Source organism: Rufibacter roseolus (genome assembly GCF_017916365.1).
In the GTDB taxonomy this organism is placed as follows: domain Bacteria; phylum Bacteroidota; class Bacteroidia; order Cytophagales; family Hymenobacteraceae; genus Nibribacter; species Nibribacter roseolus.
In genome coordinates, this window is record NZ_JAFMSU010000001.1 from 1,270,833 (window position 1) to 1,293,452 (window position 22,620).

Annotated in this window: 13 protein-coding genes and 1 tRNA gene; 5 read left to right on the forward strand and 9 right to left on the reverse strand. The window is 53.9% G+C overall.

Going from position 1 to position 22,620, the window contains the following annotated elements; genetic code table 11:
- The first annotated feature begins 299 nt into the window (after nucleotides 1-299).
- The 4 genes from J3P35_RS05215 to J3P35_RS05230 all read left to right on the forward strand — a co-directional run bounded on the left by J3P35_RS05215 (nucleotide 300) and on the right by J3P35_RS05230 (nucleotide 6,382).
- Entirely contained in the window at nucleotides 300-3,722 is a 3,423-nt protein-coding gene (locus J3P35_RS05215) for an amidohydrolase family protein (protein ID WP_210463298.1), read from the forward strand.
- Between the two features lie 461 nt (nucleotides 3,723-4,183).
- Entirely contained in the window at nucleotides 4,184-4,927 is a 744-nt protein-coding gene (locus J3P35_RS05220; protein WP_210463299.1) for an SDR family oxidoreductase, read from the forward strand.
- 244 nt (nucleotides 4,928-5,171) lie between these two features.
- The gene (locus J3P35_RS05225) at nucleotides 5,172-5,837 is read left to right on the forward strand and encodes an MCP four helix bundle domain-containing protein (protein WP_210463300.1); all 666 of its coding nucleotides are present in this window, start codon (nucleotides 5,172-5,174) and stop codon (nucleotides 5,835-5,837) included.
- Nucleotides 5,838-5,914: 77 nt separating this feature from the next.
- Complete coding sequence (locus J3P35_RS05230) at nucleotides 5,915-6,382, forward strand: hypothetical protein (RefSeq protein WP_210463301.1); 468 nt, start codon at nucleotides 5,915-5,917, stop codon at nucleotides 6,380-6,382.
- A 485-nt stretch (nucleotides 6,383-6,867) separates the two neighbouring features.
- Here J3P35_RS05230 and J3P35_RS05235 read toward each other — a convergent pair whose 3' ends face one another.
- Together J3P35_RS05235 and J3P35_RS05240 are read right to left on the reverse strand one after the other, a co-directional pair.
- Nucleotides 6,868-7,503, reverse strand: a complete 636-nt coding sequence (locus tag J3P35_RS05235; RefSeq protein ID WP_210463302.1) for a response regulator transcription factor — start codon at nucleotides 7,501-7,503, stop codon at nucleotides 6,868-6,870.
- Nucleotides 7,500-10,316: a sensor histidine kinase gene (locus J3P35_RS05240; protein WP_210463303.1), complete on the reverse strand. Its 2,817-nt coding sequence runs from the start codon at nucleotides 10,314-10,316 to the stop codon at nucleotides 7,500-7,502. Before J3P35_RS05240 ends, J3P35_RS05235 begins: the two co-directional genes overlap by 4 nt.
- 189 nt (nucleotides 10,317-10,505) lie before the next feature.
- Between J3P35_RS05240 and J3P35_RS05245 the strand changes: the two genes are divergently transcribed.
- Nucleotides 10,506-11,615, forward strand: a complete 1,110-nt coding sequence (locus J3P35_RS05245; RefSeq protein WP_210463304.1) for a serine hydrolase domain-containing protein — start codon at nucleotides 10,506-10,508, stop codon at nucleotides 11,613-11,615.
- A gap of 112 nt (nucleotides 11,616-11,727) precedes the next feature.
- Here the strand turns inward: J3P35_RS05245 and chrA are convergent, their stop codons facing one another.
- The 7 genes from chrA to J3P35_RS05280 form a co-directional block, all read right to left on the reverse strand.
- Nucleotides 11,728-13,092 (reverse strand): chromate efflux transporter, encoded by a 1,365-nt coding sequence (gene chrA / locus J3P35_RS05250; protein ID WP_210463305.1) that lies wholly within the window; start codon nucleotides 13,090-13,092, stop codon nucleotides 11,728-11,730.
- A gap of 237 nt (nucleotides 13,093-13,329) precedes the next feature.
- Nucleotides 13,330-14,100, reverse strand: a complete 771-nt coding sequence (locus J3P35_RS05255; RefSeq protein ID WP_210463306.1) for a DUF2490 domain-containing protein — start codon at nucleotides 14,098-14,100, stop codon at nucleotides 13,330-13,332.
- Between the two features lie 386 nt (nucleotides 14,101-14,486).
- Entirely contained in the window at nucleotides 14,487-17,354 is a 2,868-nt protein-coding gene (locus J3P35_RS05260; RefSeq protein ID WP_210463307.1) for a TonB-dependent receptor, read from the reverse strand.
- Nucleotides 17,355-17,829: 475 nt separating this feature from the next.
- Nucleotides 17,830-17,900, reverse strand: a tRNA-Cys gene (locus tag J3P35_RS05265).
- 507 nt (nucleotides 17,901-18,407) lie between these two features.
- The gene (locus J3P35_RS05270; RefSeq protein WP_210463308.1) at nucleotides 18,408-19,253 is read right to left on the reverse strand and encodes a chromate resistance protein ChrB domain-containing protein; all 846 of its coding nucleotides are present in this window, start codon (nucleotides 19,251-19,253) and stop codon (nucleotides 18,408-18,410) included.
- A gap of 306 nt (nucleotides 19,254-19,559) precedes the next feature.
- Nucleotides 19,560-20,972 carry a sialate O-acetylesterase gene (locus tag J3P35_RS05275; protein WP_246849967.1) on the reverse strand — a complete coding sequence of 471 codons (1,413 nt, stop codon included), beginning with the start codon at nucleotides 20,970-20,972 and terminating at the stop codon, nucleotides 19,560-19,562.
- 278 nt (nucleotides 20,973-21,250) lie between these two features.
- The gene (locus tag J3P35_RS05280; RefSeq protein WP_210463309.1) at nucleotides 21,251-22,504 is read right to left on the reverse strand and encodes a glycoside hydrolase family 27 protein; all 1,254 of its coding nucleotides are present in this window, start codon (nucleotides 22,502-22,504) and stop codon (nucleotides 21,251-21,253) included.
- Nucleotides 22,505-22,620: the final 116 nt, after the last annotated feature.

Consider the following 22,620-nt stretch of genomic DNA (forward strand, 5'->3'; position numbering starts at 1 on the left):
TGCAGCCCATGGTAGGTCCAAGTCACAGACTTGAACCAGAGAAGAGAGAAGAAGAGTCAGCAGAAGAGGTCATCCACCTACCCCCTTCAAAGGGGGACGTGCGTTTAGTAAGCATTTTTAGAAAATGAGCCGTAAAGGGAGAGGTCTTCAAGTCTGATGGTTAGAACCCCAAATCCATTTCTTGGGCAATCTTCCAAAACCATCTCAAAAGCACTTTTCCCAAAGTGAAGGTCAGAGACTTATCAAAACAATCCTTATCTTCACAAATCCCAAACTATCACCCTACTAACCCCTTTATTATGAAGCAGTTTTTTACCAACCATGTCTCTGGCTGGAGGAAACCCGTGTTGCTGCTATGCACTCTGGGGCTGTTCGTGGATCCTTCGCTGGCCCAGAACGCCCCTGCCCCGGCAAAGAAGGACGGCGCCAAAAAAGAAGAGAAGAAAGACCTGCCTTTAGAGGCGGGCCGCACCATTGACATTAACACCAAGGAAGGCTCCTGGCTCGCGCTAGACGTGCACCCGGCCGGCGGACAGATCATCTTCAGCATGCTGGGCGATCTGTACCTACTGCCCATGGCCGGTGGCAAAGCCGAGCAGCTCACCGAAGGCATGGCCCTGGACGTGCAGCCGCGTTTCAGCCCGGACGGAAAATCCATTGTGTTCCTCTCGGACCGCGATGGCAATGACAACGTGTGGGTGATGGATTTGGCTACCAAAAAGACGCGCCAAATCAGCAAAAGCAAAAACGAGAACTTCCAGGCCGCCGAGTGGACGCCCGATGGCGAGTACCTGGTGGTGTCGCAGGGACGCCGGAATCTGAAACTGCACCTGTACCACAAAGACAGCGGTAGCGGAACGCAGCTGATCAAAACGCCCGAGACCCTGAAAACCGTGGAGCCGGCCTTCGGCAAAGACCCACGCTATATCTGGTACGCCCGCCGTACCGGTGGTTGGAACTACAACGCGCAGTTGCCGCAGTACCAACTGGCCACGCTGGACCGCGAGACCGGTGAGACGGATACAAGAACTTCGCGCTACGGCTCGGCGTTCTCGCCCACCTTGTCGCCGGATGGCACCATGCTGGTCTACGGAACCCGCCACAACAACCAAACCGGCCTCATTGTGCAGAACCTGAAATCGGGCGATGAGAAGTGGCTGGCCTATCCGGTGCAGCGCGATGAGCAGGAATCGGTAGCGCCACTAGGGGTGTTACCGGCTATGTCGTTCACGCCCGACAGCAAAGAACTGGTGGCGTCTTACGGCGGAAAGATCTACCGCATTCCGGTAAGCGGCGGCCAGGCCAAGGAGATCCCGTTTGAGGTGAACACCAAGATCGCGATCGGGCCTAAGCTGGAGTTCAAGTACCCCATCAACGATGACAAAACCATGAAGGTGACGCAGATCCGCGATGCGGCTATGTCACCGGATGGCAAGCGTCTGGCCTTCACCGCGCTGGACCGATTATACATCACCGATTATCCGAACGGTACCCCGAAACGGGTGACCACCAATGATTTCACCGAGGCGCAGCCCGCCTGGTCGCCAGATGGCAAGGAGTTGGTGTTTGTGACCTGGCACGAGAAAACCGGCGGTGCTATCTACAAGGTGGCGGCCAACGGCAAAGCGAAACCGGTAAAACTAAGCCAGGAGAACTCGGTTTTCCAGGAGCCGGTATGGTCGCCTAAAGGCGATAAAATCGTGTTCATCAAAGGCTCTGCGCAGACCTACCGTGAATCGGCTGGTCCGGGCGCGTTTGACTCCCGCCAGACCATCAACTGGATCTCGTCTAAAGGCGGACCCAGCACGTTTGTGACCAAAGCCAACCTGGGTGCGAACCCGCACTTTGTGCAGGGCGATGACCGCATCCATTTGTACAGCTCTACTGACGGATTGATCTCCATCCGTTGGGATGGTACCGACAAGAAGCCGTACGTGAAAGTGAAAGGGATCACCACCTTCGGATCGTTCGCCGATATGCTGGAGGAGGAGATGAGCCACAACACGCACGTAAACGAGCGTGAGCCGCAAATGCAGGCTTCTACCGCCACTACCGTGATCAAGGCCCCCAAAGGTGACAAAGCCCTGGCCCTGATCAACAACGAGATCTACGTGGTGACCATCCCATTTGTGGGCGGTGAAACGCCTACCATCTCCGTGGCAGACGTAGCTAGCTCTCAGTTCCCGTCCTGGAAGTTAACAGATATAGGTGGTCAGTTCCCAAGCTGGTCAGCTGATGGCAAGAGCGTGTACTGGTCTATCGGTAACGCTTTCTTCGCTTACAATTTAGACGCCGCTTTCGCGAAGAAACGCGAAATGGAAGCCGCTGAGGAGCTGAAGAAAGACGCCAAACCTGCTACCGAAGCCAAGAAAGACAGTACCGGCGCCAAAGAGGCTGTGAAGATTGAAGGCTACAAGCCGGTGGAAACCAGAATCGCGATCACCGTGCCGCGCGATATCCCAACCGGAAACATCCTGTTGAAAGGTGCCCGCATCATCACCATGAACGGCGATGAGGTGATTGAGAACGGTGATATCCTCATCCAGGACAACCGCATCAAGGCCGTAGGTGCTTCCGGTACCTTGACCGTGCCGCAGAACGCCACCGTGATGGACGTGAAAGGCAAAACCATTACCCCGGGCTTCATAGATACCCACGCGCACATGTGGCCACGTTGGGGCGTGCACTCCAACCAGGTATGGATCTACGCCGCTAACCTGGCCTACGGCGTGACCACCACCCGCGACCCACAAACCGCCACTACCGACGTGTTGACCTACGCTGACATGGTGGAAACCGGCAAGATGATCGGGCCACGCGTGTACTCTACCGGTCCGGGCGTGGGCTACTGGTCATACAACCTGAAGAGCCTGGATCACGCCAAGAGCGTGCTAAAGCAGTACTCAGACTACTACAACACCAAGACCATCAAAATGTACATGGTGGGTAACCGCCAGCATCGTCAGTGGATTATCATGGCCGCCAAAGAGCAAGGCCTGATGCCTACCACGGAAGGTGGTCTGGATTTCAAACTGAACCTAACCGAGATTCTGGATGGCTACCCTGGCCACGAGCACTCGTACCCTATCTATCCGCTGTACAAAGACGTGATTGATTTTGCTTCTAAGTCGCAGATCGCATACACGCCTACATTATTGGTGTCTTACGGCGGACCATGGGCCGAGAACTACTACTATGCCACTGAGAACCTGGCCGGCGACAAAAAGCTGAACTACTTCACGCCTAAAGTGGAGCTGGATGAGAAATCGCGCCGCAGACCAGGTTGGTTCATGAAAGAAGAGCACATCTTTGACAAGCACGCGGAGTTTGTGAACAACCTGGTGAAAGACGGCGGTCTGGCTGGCGTAGGCTCGCACGGTCAGTTGCAGGGCCTGGGTTACCACTGGGAGCTTTGGTCTATCCAGTCGGGCGGCATGAAGAACCTGGATGCCCTGAAAGTAGCCACCATCCTGGGCGCGAAATCCCTGGGCTTGGAAGGTGACCTGGGCTCCATCCAGAACGGCAAACTGGCTGATTTGGTCATCATGGACCAGAACCCGTTGGAGAACATCCGCAACACCAACACCATCAAGTACGTGATGCGTAACGGTCGTCTTTACGATGCCAGCACGCTGGATGAACTGGCGCCAACCAAGAAGAAAGCCCCGGACTTTGACTGGCACAGCGCCCTTCCATTGGGCGTACCCGGTATCCAGGAGTAATTTCTGGAAAACGGTTGAGAAAAGCCTCCCTTGCATAGCAGGGGAGGCTTTTTGTTTTATGGTTATAAAGTGATTTCGCGCTGTGCCTGAGCTAAATTCGGTTGTTACTATTTCCGCCTCCCAGTAGCGGGCTGATTCATTTCTCCCGGAACTGATTCACTTCCTCAGATTGCCTGGTTCAAGTTGAAAACCTGAACCAGGCAATCTGAGGAAGTGAATCAGTTCAAGTCATGGGAGGGGGCTGGCTTCTTGATGAACTCCGCCGAAGGCGCGGGACTGTTTCTAAGCTGATTTTGAGAAAACACTCATAAAACAATAAGCCAGGTAGAACCTAGAACCCCTGAGGAAAGACGTAAATGACAACCCCAGGCCTATTTCATCTAAGACAAGTAGAACCTCCTCGCCAGCCTGGGAGTAAACACGGGTAAATTCTTTCCTTACACCTATCCCAAAAAGAAAAGATGAAACTAGCTGGAAACACAGTGCTGGTTACCGGAGGCGCCTCCGGAATTGGACTGGCCATTGCCGAGCGTTTTTTGAAGGCTGGCAGCACCGTCATCATCTGCGGCCGTCGCTCAGATAAACTCAACGAGGCAAAAGAGAAGTACCCCGAACTGCATACCCTGGTCTGCGATGTGGCCCGCGAGGCCGAGCGCATTGCGCTGCTGGAATGGACCACCGCTGAATTTCCCAACCTGAATGTGCTGGTGAACAATGCAGGCATCCAGCGGCGGGTAAACCTGGTTTCAGAGCAGGAAGAGTGGAGCAAAACGCAGCAGGAAATTGCCATCAACCTGGAGGCTCCCATTCACCTGTGCAGCCTTTTTGTGAACCACTTGAAGAGTCAGCCGCACGCGGCCATCGTGAACGTGACCTCGGGGCTGGCCTTTACGCCGGGCGTTTTCGCGCCGGTATACTGTGCCACCAAGGCCGCGCTGCACTCTTTCACCATGTCTTTGCGGTACCTGCTTTCCAAAACCAACGTGGAGGTGGTGGAGATTGTGCCGCCCGCCGTGAACACAGATTTAGGTGGTACCGGGCTGCATACCTTCGGGGTGCCGCTGGATGAGTTCGCAGATTCTGTCATGCAGCGCGTGGACAACGGCGAACTGGAAGTTGGTTTTGGGACCTCTGAGGTGAGAAGAAACGCCTCTCGCCAGGAGAACGATGCCTTCTTCTTGGAGATGAACTCCCGCTGGGCTTAAGAGAAAGGCGTTTAGGTCTGTTTCTTAGAAAACAGGTCCTAAACACCTTCATTATCGCTTGCTTCTCCCTCTGTTTTAATCTATCATAAGGATCTCCTTTGGCCTAGTAAATGTCTGGCTTTTACAGTGTAAATTTTGTAACTTCCTGACAGGGCGAAGCCTTGTCTCTCTTCTGCAGCTTGCATGAGTTGGTGTCTAGTAAGTGCTTTCCCTTTCTGTTTTTTACTCTTTAATTTCCGGAAAGATGAGATGGGTATATAGTTTAAAACATAAAACAAAGGCCGCGCTGCTGCTGGCTGTCATCATGGTGCTGGTGCTGGCTAAGAATACGCTGGACAACAAGACCGTAACCAAACTAGGGACTTCCTTCGCTACGGTGTACGAGGACAGACTGCTGGTGGAAAGCTACATCTACCAGCTGTCGGGGCACCTGTACCAGAAGAAAATGCTGCTGGATAATTCTTTCTATGCCGGGAATGACGGGAAGTTGTCCTTGGGGTTGAAAGAAAACAACACGGCCATTGCCACGCTCCTCACAGAATTTGGTAAAACCGAGTTAACCCAGTCCGAGGCCCGTTATTTATCGGCCTTCAACCAGAACCACCGGGCCCTACAAACTTTGGAGAACCAATATCTGGAAGAACTGGGAGGCCAGGGCGCTAAGCCAGCCAAGCAAAAGCTGGACGCCAGATTCCAGCTGGCCACGAATTACCTAAACCACCTGTCCAGCATCCAGGTGGCCGAGGGCAAGCGGTTGAATGATTCCACCAAGCAGATGATGGCTGGGTCTGCGGTCCTTACCCAATTGGCGTTTGTGCTGGTCATAGGCATCGGGATCATGATTCAGGTGCTGATCTTCGCCTCCAAATCAAAGCTCTCTAAGTTTCCGCAGAACCCCATGTTGAACTGAGAAAGCGACTTGTGGGCAGCTGGGGAAAGCAGCAGATAATGTATGTTAATCTTCGTCTTGAAAACTAAAAATCAATAATGAAAAATACGATTCAGGTCCTTTTCCTCGCTTCTCTGCTCTTTGGGGCTGGTTGTGCCGAAAGTAAAAAAGAAGCCGCCTCTGGTGCAGGGGCCGGGAATAATACCTCTCTGCCGGTAACTACCTATTCCTCCAGTTCTGCCCCGGTAATTTCCAGCCAGCCAGCGGCTACTGTTAGCCAACCGGTGACCTCTCCGCAGCCTGCGGTAACGGCCGGCTTAAACCCAGCCCACGGCCAGCCTGGCCACCGATGCGATATCCCGGTTGGTGCGCGGTTAGACTCGCCTCCGGGCACAACGGTAAGTTCCAGCGCCACCACCCCGTCCGCCTCAAGACCTGCTACCTTGCCTCCGGCGCCGGTTCTACCTGTAGGCCCGCCGGTGGTTACGGCCAAAGGCATGAATCCACCGCATGGCCAACCCGGGCATGACTGTAGCATTCCGGTTGGCGCCCCGTTGAAGAAGTAGTTGTATTAAAAAGGCGCGGTTGATTGTTGGGCTGATATACCTGTTTAGGGGTTGTTTTCTTGAAATAGCCTCTAAAACAAAGGATAGTGCCTTTTTCTTTGCTTCTCCCGAGAGGAGCCCAGGCCTGTTTATTCTGGCGTGAAGCGTAAGCCGGCAGATCAGCATAGCTGGTTTGAGGCTTACGCCTCACGGAAGTTTCAAACTTCCGATCATAGTAGGTTCAAGTTGAAAACTTGAACCAGGTGTTTGTCTCTTTGTCGTTTCAGGCTTGTTTTCAAGGAAACAGGTCTAAAACGTACCAAAGTCCAGAGCTTCGACTAGAAGCAGGATTGGGAATTTGACCAATCTTATGGTTCGATACCAAACGGGATCACCTCAATCTTCCGGTTTGGCTATGGCCCTGAGCCAAGAATTTAATGTGCTGTTTTGGTCTCGTTTTCGGGGAAATAGGCTGGTTTCGCCTTACCTGATCTCTGGCAGCAGAATCAAAGGATATTGTCTTTGAATGCTTTTGCGACGGCCTCTGATTTGGAGTTCACCTGGAGCTTCTCGTAAATCTTCTTCACGTGCGAGCGCACCGTCTCCAAAGAAATGAAGAGCTGTGCGGCCACCATTTTGTAGGAGTAGCCATTCACGAGCCAGTGCAATACTTCTTTCTCACGGTCGCTGAGTTGGTATTGAGGCGCCGTGGCTTTAGGGGTTTGGTGCGCGAATAGTTGCAGTACCTGGCGGGCGACAGATGAAGTCATGGGGGCACCGCCTTCGTAGACATCCACAATGGCTTCCAGGAGTTTGGCGGGCGGCGTTTTCTTGAGCAAGTACCCATCGGCACCGGCCTGCATGGCTTCCAGTACATTCTGGTTATCATCGAACACGGTAAGCATCACCACCTTCATCTTGTCAAACTGGCTCCGGATGAGTTTGAGGCCGGCAATGCCACCCACGCCCGGCATATCAATGTCCATCAGGATCACATCGGGGGAGAGTTGGGTTACCTGCTGCAGCACCTGCGTACAGTTCTGAAAAGCACCTACCACCGAGAAGCCCTCGGTGCCGTTGAACAACATGGAAAGGCCCTCGCGCAACGGGGCGTTGTCTTCATAGAGCAGGATCTTTATCATACGGGTAGGGGGTGGAAGGCTGTTTTAGAAAGTGGTGCGGTTAGTGAAACGGTAGTGCCCTGTCCGGGTGCCGAGCTGATGTCCAGGGTCGCTTTGATGTTCTGGGCCCGTTTCTGCATGTTCAGCAAGCCGTTGCCGCTGCTGGCCTGGGCTGTGTCAAACCCCTGGCCGTCATCTTTAATCTCAAGATGCAGATTGTTCTCCTGCAGTTTTATCTTCATCCAGACTTGGCGGCAGTGGGCGTACTTCGCGATGTTGTTAATGGCTTCCTTGAAAATCATGAAGAAATCATACCGCGCCTCCAGCCCAAGCCGAAGGTTATTCACCGCCGGGTCTGCTTCCAGGCAAAAGGCTATATCTTTTGCTTCCAAAACCTCAGTGGCCACTTCCCGCATGCGCGAAACAAGGTTCTGTACCAGATCATTATGCGGATTGATGGACCAGACAATGTCATCCATCACGGTCATCATCTGGTGCGAGTAGCGGCTGATTTTCTGCAGGTAGCCTCGGGCCAACGCAGGGTTGCCCAATACCTGCTGGTTGGCCAGATCAGAGAAAATGGTGATGGTGCTGAGGGTAGAGCCCATGTCATCGTGCAAGTCGCGGGCAATGCGGGTGCGCACCGCTTGCAGAGCCAGTATACGGTTGATCCGGAGACGGTAGAGCCCATACAAGCCGAGGGCCACCAGGAGAAAGACCAGGCCCAGGAACCACCAGGTTTTCCAGAAAGGATCAGAAATGACTAGGCGTAGGGTAGTCACCTGCGGGGTAATGGCACCATCGTCGCGGCGGGCTCTTACTTTAAACAGGTAATCGCCGCCGTCTAGGTTCGTGTAGCTGGCGAAGCGGTTGCGGCCCGCCTGCCGCCAGGTCTGGTCCACGCCTTCCAGTTGGTACTCGTATTGGATCTTGGCGTCATCATAATAGCTCAGGGAAGCGAACTCCACCATGAAGAAGTTCTGGTTATGGGTCAGGTGCAGGCCTTCTTTTCCCGTGATAACCTCGTTTAGCGGGATGTTTTTGTCAAACACCTTGAACCCGGTGATGGCAACCTTGGGCAGAGCGGCAGAGCAGTTGAGACTGTCTGGGTGAAAGTAGTAGAAACCTTGGAGCGTTCCTACCAGTATCCGTCCATCTTTCAGGGTATAGCCAGTATTGAAAGCATAGGATTCCTTCACCAGCCCATCCTGAGCACCGTAGCCGGTAACGGTTTTGGTCTTGGTATTCCAGCGGCCCAGGCTGAACTGGGTGGTGAAGAACAGGTGCTTGTCCGGGGTTTTCACCAGGTTCAGGATGGTATTGGAGGGCAAACCGTTGGCGGTGGTGAGCGCGGTGATCTGGCCGGTCTGCACGTTCAGGAAATGGATGCCCAGGCTAGTGGAGATGGCCAGGGTGTGGTCATCGTGCCAAATTATCTCACCCACGGCGTTGCTGAGCAGGCCCTTAGGACGGCTGGCGGTGGAGTAATGCGCCATGATCTTGCCCGTTTTAGGGTCAACCCGCAAGACGCCGGCTTGGGCAGTGGCCAACCACAAGGTACCATCCAAGCCAAACAATAGCCTTTTGATCTGCCCCATGGTTTGGGAGGGTGCCTGCTCCTGCAGAGAAAAAGACTTGAATTGCCCTTTCTCTGGATCATGCTGTACCAAAAGCCCTTGATTAGTGCCCCACCATATTTGCCCCGAGGCATCCACAGTAGCCTTCATGATGTTCTGGCCCATCAACGTAGGCGGATTGATGTGCCGGATAGCCGACTTGCCCGGTTCCATCAAAAGTAACGTGCCGTCTGAGGCACCGGCCCAAACCCGGTGCCGACGATCTTCTACCAGGCACCAGACCTGTAAACCACCTAATGCATAATCTTTGAAAGGCCTGAACTCCTGGTCATACACTTGGATTCCCTGGTTCAGGGTGGCGGCCCAGATCTCACCCGCGGCGGTTTCCAGAAAACCAGAGACCACGGCTAGATCCTTGGTATTTGAGTCTACGGAAAAGAAACGCTGCTGCCCAGGGTTGAAGTAGTACACTCCCTTGTTCGTGCCCAGCCAGATGGTGCCTTCCTGGTTCTGGGTAATGCTGTAGATCTGGTCAAAGTCAAGGCCGTGCCGGAAGTCATTGTGCTGCGGGATCAAATCAAAGGTGGTGGCTCCCGGCGCCTGGGCCCACAACTGCTCCGAAGCGGCCCAAAGCGTTTCCCGGTTATCTTTTAGATACACATAAGGCTCCACACTGGGCTGGGGAACAGGAGCTGCCTCAACTTTCTGGAGGCACGAGGCTATTTTTCCACCGGCTGCCTGAGGCACTACAAAAGCCTTTTGGTTGGGTGCGAACACAAATTGCTCCTGTTGGTTTCCGGCTTCTAGGATCATGGTACCTTGGCATTGCCGGAGGCGCCACCGGCGGGGACCGCTGGTGAACCGGGCGGCGGTTTGGATGGGAATGCGAGTGAAGGTGCCGCGGGTGGGGGAGTAGCGCGTGACCTGCGCGGGAGAGGCGATCCAGATGTTGCCTTGCCCGTCCTGCAGCAGCGCCTCCACAATATCAGAAGCCAGGCTGTTAGGGTTGTTTAGGTCATACCTGTAATGGAGAAACTGGCGACCGTCGTAGCGCTGCAGTCCGTTGTCGGTGCCAAACCACATGTAGCCGTCACGGTCCTGCAGAATGGCCAATACAATACTGCTGGCCAGGCCGTCTTCGCGGTCCAGGTGCTGGTAAATGTAGGGGTGCGGTGCCCCCATGGTATTCCCCGTCAGGCCCAGTAAAAGCCCGATCAATACTCCTGACAAATGAAGAAATACCCTGAGGTGCCGCATAAAAAGAAGCTGTAACTAAAGGTACAAGTTACCGGCTTATCCAGAAACAGCTGGCTGCAATATCCCCCTTTTATGGGAGGCAAGTGGGCGGTTGCAGCGGCAATTCCCCCTTATATGCGATTGAACTACAAGTAGAAAAGGACGCATCTTTGTCTTGTTCTCTAATGTGTACTTCAACCCACCATAACCATGAAAACCATACAGAAAATAGGAAGCTTGTTGTGCCTGGCCATGTTCCTGTCCACTGCTTCCGTAGCCCAGAAAAGCCCCCAAAAGGAGGCCGAGAAATTCTTCCGGGAGATCATGCAGCGCGAGCATATCCCTGGTTTGGCATATGCCGTGGTGAAAGACGGGAAGGTGGTCTCGCAGGAGCAGTTTGGCGCCGCCAATCTTTCCTGGAATGCTCCGGTAGACAAGGAAACGGTTTTTCAGACGGCCTCCTGCAGCAAACTGTTCTCTGCCTTGCTTCTGGGACGCCTCTTTGACGAGAAGATCCTGCTGCCTGGCCAGACCATGGGCGAACTGCTGGATTCTATCCCGGCAAACTGGAAGCCAATCACCATCCAGCAACTGGCCGCCCATCAGTCAGGGATCAACATTGCCGATTTCAGCAGAACCAAAACAACCAAGGAAGCCTTTGAACTGGCCAAGAAGCAGGAGATGACCTATGAGCCCGGCACCAAATCTTTCTACGTGAGCTCAGACTACTGGATCCTGCAGTACATCATTGAGAAGAAATTAGGCAAGCCGTACTTTGAGGCCCTGAAATCCTATGTGCTGGACCCGCTGGGCATGCAGCACACCTTCGTGAACAACAACGATGACAGCCAGATCCGGAGTCATGCTGTGCTGCCCAAGGAAGCCGCTGTGTACGCCTACCAAAACGGAAGCCACAAGGTGAGCGATATGCAGTTTGTGAGTACCGGCTACACCGCGGGTGGTATTTACACCTCCATCACTGATATGGCCCGGATTGCCCAGACACTGGACGATGGCAAGATTCTTACTCCTGCCACGCAGGCTCTGCTCTTGACCAATGCGTCGCTAAAGACAGGAGGTAAAGGTGATTTTGGCATCGGGTTCCATATAGAAAACCATCAGGGGCACAAGATATCAGGCCACAGCGGCGGACCTGCCTTAGCGGATTTCGTGCGGTTCGATGACAAGAAAACCACCTTCATCGTGCTTACCAACCTGCGCGGCTTTTACCCTTACCTGGCCAAGAAGCTGGCTACCTTCTACATCCCCGGCCTCAAGAATCCTGAGTTACCGCCTAACTATTGGCTGGCGCTGGAGTAGCTGAGAGGAAGTCCTCAGGACGGGTTAGATAAAATGTTAGAAGCCTGAAAAAAGAACGTGCCCTAATGATCTCTCAGAAGGGCACGTTCTTTTATGGGCTCTCGATTGGAGTTTAAGACAAACCTGTCACCAGGTAATATCCCAAGCCGGCCAGGGCGCTGATGATGATCCAGGTGATCATGCCTATTTTGAAGCGGTACATGGCTACAAACGAAATCAACGTCCAAGCCAAGGCGAAATAGTCTATCCCGGAGAGGGAAAGGCCTTTAGGGAAAATCACCGCCTGCCCGAAGTATACCGTCAGGTTGAGTACTACACCCACCACCGCTGCCGTCACCACGCCCAGCACCGATTTCACGGCCGTGTTGCCGCGGGTGCGTTCAATAAGCGGTGCACCCGCCAGAATGAACAGGAAGCACGGCAGGAAGGTATAGAAGGTGGTGGTAAATAGTCCTACCGCGCCCATGGCCAGCGAACCGCCGTAATGGTTGTAACCGGCCATGTAGCCCACAAACGCCAGCACCATAATGAGCGGACCCGGCGTAGTTTCACCCAGGGCCAGACCGTCTATCATCTCGTACTTGGTAAGCCAGTTCAGTTGCTCCACCGTTACCTGCGCCACGTACGGCAGCACGGCATAGGCACCCCCAAAGGTGATGAGCGCAGCTTTGGTGAAGAAAAGAATGAGTGTGTTCCAGAAGGCGAAGTCTTGGGTAAGGAAATAGAACAGCGCTACTGGTAAGGCCCACAAGACAATCGTGGTGATTACCCGCAGCACGCTGGTAGTGAGGTTAACGCCGGCGCCCACTACTTCGCTGGAGGCGTTGAGGTAATAGCCTGCCTCATCGGTCTGGGCTTTGGCCGTGGCAGGCTTCTCAGCCAGGAACGGCGGGTGCAGTTTCTGGAGCAGGAAAGCAATCACAATAGCGCCCAGAATGATGAAAGGAAACGGCACGTGCAGAAAGAAAATGCTGATAAAGCTCACCGCCGCCACGGTATAGTGGAACCAGCTCTTCAGAGACTTGCCCGCAATCTTCATCAGGGCCAGAATCACAATGGCCACCACCGCCGGCTTCAGGCCATAGAACAGGGCAGACACCCACGGGATGGTCCCGAAGGACACATAAGCGGTGCTCAGGCCCAGCAGAATAAACACTGAGGGCAGCACGAACAGAATGCCGGCTACGAGCCCGCCTCTCACACCGTGCATAAGCCAGCCCAGGTAGGTGGCCAGTTGCTGCGCCTCAGGGCCAGGAAGGAGCATGCAGTAGTTGAGCGCATGCAAAAACCTGGAATCAGAGACCCAGCGTTTCTGCTCCACTACAAACTGGTGCATAATAGCAATTTGCCCCGCCGGGCCGCCAAAGCTGATAAACCCCAGCTTCAGCCAGAAAAGAAATGCTTCTGTGAAAGAAGGTTTTCCCGGGGGCGGAAGGGGGGCTTGGGTCTCCTGTTCAATTAAAACTTTCTGGGTCATGCGGCTAAGGAAAACTTTCTACAATTCTACGACACTCTTACTTTCAAAGATAGAACAGGCGTAACCTTTGGAATCCTTTTTACTTTTAACCGGCTTTTTAAGCCTGTTTTCCGGAAATCGGCCCCAAAACAGAACGATTACTTTGTCTGTCTGTGGCAGGAAACCTACAGAAGCATCTGCCGGAAAACCTCAGGTGTTTAGAGCCTGTTTTTAGGAGATTAGGGCAGAACCGGTGGCTCAGTTAGCCACCGGTTCTGCCTTGGGTTTACGGAAATCCAGGTTATGGAAGAGAAAAAGTCTAAGCGTGTGGGTGTTGAAAAACTGGTTTCCGGCGGCCGTCTGCTGGAACACGTTCATGTAGCCCAGCTGCGCGTTGAAGCTTTTGGTGAACTGGTAGCCTATGCCCCCGAAAAGGCGGTTCTGGTCAAAGTAGTTGTAGACAATCTCCTTCCCGAAATTCACATGCACCTCGTCATTGAATACCAGAAAAGGGACGCCCGGGGCAATGACATCGGCGGTTAAGGGCACCATCAGCCCGATCATGTATCGCGCCCGGAAGTTGAAATGGTAGCCTTCCTGCAGCTCATCATTGGCGATGTTGCGGTTGAACCTTTCCTCCAAACGTACCCACTGGTTTGTCTGCAGCCGTTTGCTCTTCCCAGACCAGTTGATCTGCTGCCACAGCCGATGCTCGGGCCTTACCGTTTCCTGCTCTGCCGAGGCGGGCCAATGGGAGGCATAGGCGTAACCCACTGTAAAGCGGGTGTGGTCTGAGATGTGGTAGGTGATACCCGGACGCACAATGGTGGTCGCCCAGCGGTCCAGAAAATCATTGCGGCGCGCGTGCAGATCCAGCCACAAAGAGAACTTGTCTGAGATGCGGGTCTGGTTAAAATACCCTAGCCAAGTCTGCGACCGGTCTGTCACTTTCTTCTCGGCCGTCTGAGCCTGGGTTTGGAAGGGTAGGAGAATGAGTAGCGCAAAAGCAAAGCGTAAAGTTAGTTTCATAGGGCAGGTGGTATGTTGAGTGTTTCAGGATCAGGTTATGAATGACGATATCCGGATGTCCCCCTTTGAAGGGGGTAGGGGGATGATTACTCGTGCAGATCATGGCATTCCAGAAGTGTAGGGGCAATCCCTTGTGGTTGTCCTTGGTTGAGGAGCGTAATAAGCGTATCTGCTCTGTAGCCAAAGTAAATTGGTTCTTTCAGCGGCCTTGTCATCCCCCTACCCCCTTCAAAGGGGGACGATAATTTAGTCCGTCATTCTGGCAATCGGCATCTTTGGCAGAAGACGCTTCGTTTCAGGGCCGTTTCCTGGAAATGAGCTTTAAAGCAGGGGAGTTGAGCTGTAAACCAGAAGCGGCAGGTTTTGGCCCGCCGCTTCTGGTTCTGTTATTTGGCTAGCAGCCCGTCTATGGTCAATGCCACGTAGTAGAGACCGCCTATGGTGGGGCCGGCGGCGAATTGGTAGTAGCGTTTGTTGAACAGGTTGGTGGCACCCAGCTTTACAGAAGACTTGAAGGCCGGGAGTTTGGCGGTTACCTGGGCATCAATGGTGGAGAAGGCAGGAACCAGGCCGTTGGCCAACGTGCTTTCCCAGTACACCTCGTCCTGGAAGCGCCACACTACGTTGAAACCTATGTTCTTGAAGACTTCGCGGTTGCTGAGGGAAAGGTTGGTCACCCATTTAGGCGTGTTGAAACTGGTGAGGAAGATATCTGGGGTAGGGTTCTTTGACAGGGCGTTGTAGTTCGCATTTCCTGAGAGGGTGAACTTCTTGTAGAAGATATAGGTCAGCCCCAAAGATGTGCCGTAGCTGTTGTAGATGTTCTTGGCGTTGGTGTATACCCGGTACCGGTTTTGCTTGGACCTGGTAAGCATATCCAGCACCGCCGCATCTGACCCAACCGGTCCCGAGGTGGGAACTGCTACCTCTACCTGGCCTAGGAATCCTTTGTAGGAGTTATGGTAGGCATCAAAGTCAATGGTGAGGGTATTGTCAAACAAGACGCTCTTGTAGCCTACCTCAAACGAGTTGATGCTTTCTGGTTTCATTACCGGAAGATTGGCCACCTGTAACAAGCCCCTGTTTTTCAAAGCCGCGTCGTTACGGGTCATGCCGGCGGTAACATCGGCATTCACGGCCGCCGTAAATTTGTCAAAAGAGGCTAAGGTGTAAGAGTTCTCCAGAAACCCGATGCCTTCGTTTACCCGGGCCAGGCCACCTACCCGGCGCACGCTGGCATTGTTCAGGAAGGATAAGGCTTCAAACAGGGCCGGGAAACGGTATCCGTTCTGGAAAGAGGCTCTGAAATTGTGCTTCTCCGCGGCGGTATACACAGCCGCGATTCTAGGGTTGAACTTAGGGCTAAACTCCGGGTTGTTGTCCAGGCGGGCCGAAACCGTGAACTTCAGTTTGTCATCCAGGAACAATTTGCTGGCCTGCACAAATCCGCCATACTTGGTATAGTATTGGTTCTTCCCGAAGGAGCCATTGGCATCTGCCACGGTTCTGGTCTCCAGGGGCCTTGAGAGGTCCACAAAGGTGTTTCCGTCAGGGATTACCTCGTAGCGGCGGTAATCGGCGCCAATCAATATGTTGGCCCATTTAAATTTGCTCAGGTTGTACTGGAAATCGGCGTGGTAGGTGTTGCTGTACTGCCACAGGGCGGCACCTCCGTTGGGCGCTCCTCCCGGTACCACCGAGGCAATGTCCCAGTTATTGGAGTTGATGATGGTGTTTTTGAGGGCATCAAATTCCGGGGTTCCGGGCTCGGCGCGACCGGCATCGGCGGCGGCCCGGGCTATCTTCATGGCCGTGACCAGATCCACCCCATTGTCTACCTGGGTTTGCAGGGTGTTCTTGAACACTCCACCCCACTGCGCATTGGTGGCGTGGCTCAGGTCAAGGCTGTACGCCAGGGGGTTGAGGTTATAGGAGTTTCCCGTATTTTCCTTCAGTACATAAGCCCGCACCAACAGGTCGGTGCCCTTCAGTTCCAGTTTATGGTTCTGGACCTTCACGTCTTTTAACTGGATGCGGTTACCGCGCTGGAAAATACCATCCATAATGCCGAAGCGGTAGCCGTAAGACAGTTCCAGTTTCTCGTTCAACCTGTAGAAGATGCTTCCGTCTAGTTTCAGGTTCCGTACTGTTGGGTAGATAAGGTCTTTCTCCAGGTAACCGGTTCTGGCCACGTTGAAGGTCTGGTTAACGCCTTGGTAATTGATGGTGATGGCCTGGCGGGCTTGCCGGTCATCGCCGTAGCGGCTCCATTGGTCAAGCGCGGGGTTGTTTTCGCCGGAAAGCTCGGGGAATTTAGGGTTGGCAGTGGCCAGGTTCTGGGGATTCTGGTCCACCAGGCCATTCGCCACCCAGTCGGTGCCCTTCAACGTGCTGAAGTTTACTTTAAAGGCGAATTTATCATTGAAGGCCTTAGCGTAACGCACGGCGGTTTCGGTGAGGATGCTGGGATCCCGGTCAATACCATCCACGTGGTTCACGCCCACCTTTTGGTAGACGCTCAATCCCTGGTACAGGAAAGGGCTTTTGGTGGTGAGGTTGGCCATGCCGTTGATGGCGTTCATACCATACAACGCCGAGGCAGCGCCCGGCGTGATCTCCACGCTCTCAATGTCTAGCTCGGTGGCCCCGATGGCGTTCCCTAGCGGCACTCCCAGGGTAGCGGCCTGCATGTCTACGCCATCCACCAACTGCATGAACCGGAAGTTGTTGGGCACGTTGAACCCCCGGGTGTTAGGGACTTTGAAGGTGAGGCTGGAAGTGAGCATCTGTACGCCTTTAACGTTCTCCAGCGCCTCGTAGAAGCTGGGCGCGGCCGTTTCCTTAATGGCCCTGATGTCCAGCTTCTCAATGGCCACCGGCGATTTCAGGATGCTTTCCTCTACCCTGGAGGCCGTCACCACCACTTCCTTGCCCAGCAAGGTCTGGGTAACCAGCGCGATGTCCAGACGGGACCCGGGTTGGGTGATCTCAAATTCCTGCGGCTGGTACCCCACCATGGAAATCACCAGATTGAACGGGAATTTCAGTTTGGTCTTGAGGTTGAAGTCGCCTGAGGCATTGGTGGTGGTGCCGGTCACCGTGCCGCGCACGTACACACTCACGCCGGGCAGCGGGTCTTTGGTTCCCTGCTCGGTAACCCGGCCGTTGATCTCCACAAAGTTAGTTTCCTGCGCGCGGAGGCTTAAAAGTGGAATGAAAAGAAAATGAAGGAGAAGTAAAAGTTTTGATTTCATGACTGATGTGTTGAAAAATTAAAGAGAAAGGGAGCGGAGGCGATTAGCGGCAACAACAACCAAAACCAGCAAAATGGCCAGGTCTGCTTTTCTTCATTCTTTTGGGGATAACATCAGGTTTCATTGGGTAATAGGTATAAGTGAATGCGTAAGGGGGAGGGTTACTCCCGGGTATTTCAGATCTCAATCCCCAACTGGGGCCGCGGAGGTTCTGGGTTCAGCAGGAGCCGGCATTTGGGGGATGCTTCTCTCTTTCTGCTTCATTTGGCTTTGCCTCTGGATGAAGCCTTGGTAGACCTTGCCTTTGCAGGGAGGTGAGACAGGCCAGCTTTTATAGCACCATAGCCGGCCTGTCTCTTGTCTACCAAACTCCCCTTCTGGCTGCTTTGGATCCTTTTCTCTCAAAACAGCCCCAAAACGCGGCGCGCAACTCTCTTTACCTTTTGACGCCGCACTCTGGAAAGAACAAGGGTTGCGGTCACGGGCGGAATCGAACCGCCATAAAAAACCTTGCGGGTCTTTGCTTAGCCACTCAGCCACACGACCGGTTTCTCCTGATTCCGGAGTGATTTCAAGTAAGCCCGGAAGCCTCCGGGGAGCTTCCTCTTGTTTGATACTCTTAATCCCTATAGAATCAGTAGACAAATAGAATGGCTTTTTACGGCTTCAGCAAATTTTTACCAGAAAATTTCAATCTTATTTTTATAAGGTGTTGAAAATTAGTAAGATAAAATTACGAGTGTTGCTTCTGAATTATCTTAAAGGCCAAATAATCTGTTGATTACAAAGCGGTTACAGTCGGTTTTGCGGTATTAATCGGGACTTAGGCCAATGGTAGGGGCCGGTTGATAAAAGATGATTGGTTCAAACTACTGCGCTGCAAAATCCAGCGGAAAAAAGTGTCTGCTGCCCGGGTTTCTTTCTAGGGCTAGTACTCTGCCAGTCCTTTCCGACGTGGATCAAGGGCCGGTCTTACAGATAAGGTGAATGATTTGCAAGATTACCCTGGGTGCCTAACCTAAGCTAGAACACAGTTAACCTTTAGAACCTGGTTTACTTTTTAAGCAAACTTTTTCGGTACTCAGACGGGCTCTGGCCCATGTGCTGGCGGAAAATGCGGGTGAAGTGACTTTGGTCGGAGAAACCAGTGAGGTAGGCCACCTCCGCGAGGGAATAACCCGAGGTATGCAGCAGGCTAAGCGCCTTTTCTATGCGGAGTTTCCGGATGTACTCGCCAAAAGAGAGGTTATCGAAGTATTTGGAGAAAACCCGGGACACGTAGGCAGGGTGCACATCCAGCGCCTCGGAGATTTCCTTCAGGCTGAGCGCGAGGTTGGTGTCTATCTGGTCCTGGATGATCTCCTTCAGGTGCATTGCCCAGGCCGGGACTTTCTGCTGGTTCTCTTTCTTTTCCTGCAGGTATTTGTGGTACACCTGCAGGAAAAGCTGCTCCGTGGGCTCGGTGGTATGCTTTTGCTTTTGCAGGTGCTTGGCCCAACTGTACAATCCATCATAGAGGACCATGCCCTTCTCCAGCAACTCATGGTCATCAGAGATGTTGAAAGACATGCCGTGCGAAATAGCCCACAGCCCCGCCGATTGCGCCGCCAGCGAGTGGTCATCGGTATCGGCGCCGCGCACAATAAGGGCCATGGTTTGCAGGGCCGGCTCAGTGAGACTGTACTTCTCCAGGAAATAGTCAAAAGTGCACCGGTCCTCATAGTGCGAGTACTCCACCCCGGGTATGTCAAACGGAATGGCATCCAGTTCCCTGGCCTTATCCAGCACCTGGCTCTCGGGCACGTAGATGATTTCTGCAGAGGCATCAATGAAGCGCCTGATTAGCCACGGGCAGGCCAGCCGGTCAATCTTGGGGCGCTCGCGGGTTATCCATTTCATGGCGTTTTTGATAGAAGGGGATGACTAGGAGAAATTGGTAGCTGAAGTAAAGATAAGCGGAAATGACCTGCATTTTAAGCCTCTTTTCAGGAAATCATGCCCAGAACGGAGAATGCTTCACGTTCATCAACACCAGCAAGCCCAATAAAAAGTAATCCTGCAAGGTCCTTGGGCGAACGTCTTGCTTAGTATAAGCCATTCTAGTTCGCACACAAGATCCTTTCAGGATGACAAAGAGTGGTAAGAAGGTAAAATTGTTTTCAGGCCGTTTTCCAGAAACCAGCCCAGAACCAGTCAAGAAATAGATTATAGGTTGGCTTTCTTCGTCCAGTTATCGGTTCTGAAGCCGGAGGCGGGCAGACCTGCTTTGTTGAACAGGTTGGGGTTGGCGGAGTTGCTCCAGCCCAGCCGGACGGCCACCGGGTTCTTTACTTCTTTGGCGCTTACCACCACGGTTTTGCCGTCTATTCTGGCTTTGGCAGGCACGAAGTTCTGGTCCTCGCCGGCGATCTCAAAATGGATGAGTTCTTTTCCTTTGGCTATCAAGCCTTGTTCGGCGTTGTCAAAGTAGAGGCGGATCTTGTTGCCTTCTTTTTTCATCTCGCGGTAGATAGGGCCGGAGGCAGGCACGTCTTTCTTGCCGTAGGTTTTGTTCAGGGCCAAAGCTGCCAGGCGCTGGCCCACGGGCAGCTTGTTTCTGGGATGGATGTCATCTACGTTGCCCACGTCATGGATCACGGCCATGCCGGTATTGGGCACGCTCAGGGTTTTCAGCTGAGCTTCGGCCAGACGGGGCCATTCCTCGGCGCCGCCGTACTTGTAAGGCGCGATCTGCACGAAGTAGAACGGGAACTCATTTTTCCACTCGGTGCGCCAGTTCTTGATAAGGGCGGGCAGCATCTGGGCGTACACCTCGGGTGCGTCAACGTTGGACTCGCCCTGGTACCAGAGGGCTCCGGCCAGGCGAAAGGGGATGAGCGGCGCGATCATGGCGTTGTAGGCTTTGGCGGGCTGCACCGGGCCCCATTCCACCTCTTTGCGCTTGGCGGCGGCATCAGCTAACACCGGGTTCGTGGAAATGGCGCTGGCGCTCAGCCAAACCTCGGCGGGTGTGCCGCCCCAGCTGCTGTTGATCAGGCCCACGGGCGCCTTCAGGTTATGGTGGAGCTCGCGCCCGAAAAAATACCCGATGGCGCTGAAGTGTTTCATGGTCTCGGAGGTGCACACCACCCATTGGCCCTGCACATCCAGTTGGGGCGCATCGGCGGTGCGGTGGCCCACCTGGAAGAAACGGATGGACGGGTAATTGGCCTCTGCGATGTGTTTCTCGGCGTTGTCTATGCCCGCGTTGGCGCTCCATTCCATGTTAGACTGGCCCGAGCACAGCCATACTTCGCCCAGCAGCACGTCTTCCAGCACAATGGTGTTATACCCTTTCACGGTTACAGTCTGGGGACCGCTCACGCCCGAGGTCTGCAGCTTCACCGACCATTGGGCCAGGTTGTCTGTTTTGACTTTCATGGGTTTGTTGTCCCAGCTGCCGGTGACGGTGACCTCCTCGCCGGTTTTGCCCCAGCCCCAGATGGTGACCTCGGCGTTGCGCTGCAGCACCATGTGGTTGCCAATGATAGAAGGCAGCGAGACGGCGCCCGCCGAGGTGGTTCCTGCCGCCAGCAGCAGGCCCATGAAAAGTTTACCCAATGATTTCAACGATTTCATGTTTTTTGAATTGGTGCGTGGATTTCAAGGTAAGCAGAAGATTGGAAAGAACTGCGTTTGGCTATCGCTTCTGCTTTAAATGTATTAAAAGCCAAGGTAGAGACGCAATACTTTGCGTCTGGCGTGCACGAATAAATAGGATTGGGTCTGAGAGGGCTCAAACGTTCCATAGAGTAGAGACGCAAGGTGTTGCGTCTCTACCCTATGAAAGCGTTTGGGGCCTGTTTTACAGAAAACAGGCCCCAAACGCTGTTTTGCAGCCACCAAGCAGGAAGTGGTTACTTGCTGGCTACTTTTTCTTTGTCGGCGGAGAGTACCAGCAGAATGACATCGTGGGCGGGTACGGTCGCCTCGAAGTCCTTTTTCGTAGTGCCTTGGCTTTTCTTCGTCCAGACGTTGCGGATTTTGTAGGTGGTTTTGCCGCCGTCCAGTTGTCTTTTAGCCACCTCATCGTTGATCACGTTCTTCTGCCAGTCAAAGTCTACCTTCTGCGGATTCTTGGCCCGGTTGAGGAAAGCCACCGCCCATTTGCCGCCATCCAGCGGTTTCACCCAGGTCTCTAGGCTGTCTTTCACGGTGTACCGCAGGCCCTGCACACCCAGTTTATCCTGGTTGATGGCCAACACTTCTTTGTCGGTGAGGATGGCTACGGTTTCTTTGCTCATCTTGCGCAGGTCGTTTCCCGCTATCAGCGGCGCCGCGATCATGCTCCACATGGTGAAGTGGGCGCGGTCTTCGTTCACGGGCATGCCGTTGCCTACCTCCAGCATATCCGGGTCGTTCCAGTGACCGGGGCCGGCGTATTGGCGCAGGCCATCCTGCTTGTCCAGAATCTGCATCACGCCCCAGGATTTCCAGGTGCCATGGTCTTCCACGCAGTCAAAGCAGTTGTAGATATCACCAGTGGTGCGCCACAGATGACCTACCGTTGGACCCCATTCCCAGGGCTTGTCGTTGCCCCACTCGCAGATGCTCAGCACCATTGGCCGACCAGCCTTGCGCAACGCCGCCGCGATGGTTTTGTAAGCGCCCTCGGCTTTCAGTCCCTCGGTGTTGCACCAGTCATATTTGAGGTAATCAATGCCCCACTTGGCATACATCTGGGCATCCTGGAACTCGTAGCCGCGGCTGCCCGGACGGCCGCCGCAGGTCTGGGAACCGGCATCGGAGTAGATGCCCAGTTTCAGGCCTTTGGAATGCACGTAATCTGCGAGGGCTTTCATGCCCGAGGGGAAACGCTTGGGATCAGCGTGGATGAAGCCCAGGCTGTCGCGGTCGCCGTGCCAGCAGTCGTCAATGTTGATGTAGGTGTAGCCCGCATCGCGCATGCCGGAACTCACCATGGCATCGGCGGTTTCCCTGATCAGCTTCTCGTCCATGTTACAGGCGAATTTGTTCCAGCTGTTCCAGCCCATGGGCGGGGTCAAGGCCAGGCCTTCAAACTTGGTGTAGTTCTGCGCATAGTTGTTTCCCTGGCCGAAAGCGGTCACTGAGAGCGTGAGGGCCGCCAGGGAGAGCAGGAGTTTTTTCATCTTGTTAGGTCAGTTAGGGTTTGGATTTAGGTTCTGGGTGATCGGTTCTGTAGATGTTCTTTGCAGTTCTGATTCAGGCACGTTTTTGCGAAATCGGCTCCTAAACGGACCATTTG

Coding starts and splice junctions, on each gene's coding strand:
- chrA (WP_210463305.1), bottom strand. CDS start 13,092: ATGACCCAGAAAGTTTTAATTGAACAGGAGACCCAAGCCCCCCTTCCG.
- J3P35_RS05270 (WP_210463308.1), bottom strand. CDS start 19,253: ATGAAATGGATAACCCGCGAGCGCCCCAAGATTGACCGGCTGGCCTGC.
- J3P35_RS05230 (WP_210463301.1), top strand. CDS start 5,915: ATGAAAAATACGATTCAGGTCCTTTTCCTCGCTTCTCTGCTCTTTGGG.
- J3P35_RS05260 (WP_210463307.1), bottom strand. CDS start 17,354: ATGAAATCAAAACTTTTACTTCTCCTTCATTTTCTTTTCATTCCACTT.
- J3P35_RS05240 (WP_210463303.1), bottom strand. CDS start 10,316: ATGCGGCACCTCAGGGTATTTCTTCATTTGTCAGGAGTATTGATCGGG.
- J3P35_RS05215 (WP_210463298.1), top strand. CDS start 300: ATGAAGCAGTTTTTTACCAACCATGTCTCTGGCTGGAGGAAACCCGTG.
- J3P35_RS05235 (WP_210463302.1), bottom strand. CDS start 7,503: ATGATAAAGATCCTGCTCTATGAAGACAACGCCCCGTTGCGCGAGGGC.
- J3P35_RS05255 (WP_210463306.1), bottom strand. CDS start 14,100: ATGAAACTAACTTTACGCTTTGCTTTTGCGCTACTCATTCTCCTACCC.
- J3P35_RS05275 (WP_246849967.1), bottom strand. CDS start 20,972: ATGAAATCGTTGAAATCATTGGGTAAACTTTTCATGGGCCTGCTGCTG.
- J3P35_RS05280 (WP_210463309.1), bottom strand. CDS start 22,504: ATGAAAAAACTCCTGCTCTCCCTGGCGGCCCTCACGCTCTCAGTGACC.
- J3P35_RS05225 (WP_210463300.1), top strand. CDS start 5,172: ATGAGATGGGTATATAGTTTAAAACATAAAACAAAGGCCGCGCTGCTG.
- J3P35_RS05245 (WP_210463304.1), top strand. CDS start 10,506: ATGAAAACCATACAGAAAATAGGAAGCTTGTTGTGCCTGGCCATGTTC.
- J3P35_RS05220 (WP_210463299.1), top strand. CDS start 4,184: ATGAAACTAGCTGGAAACACAGTGCTGGTTACCGGAGGCGCCTCCGGA.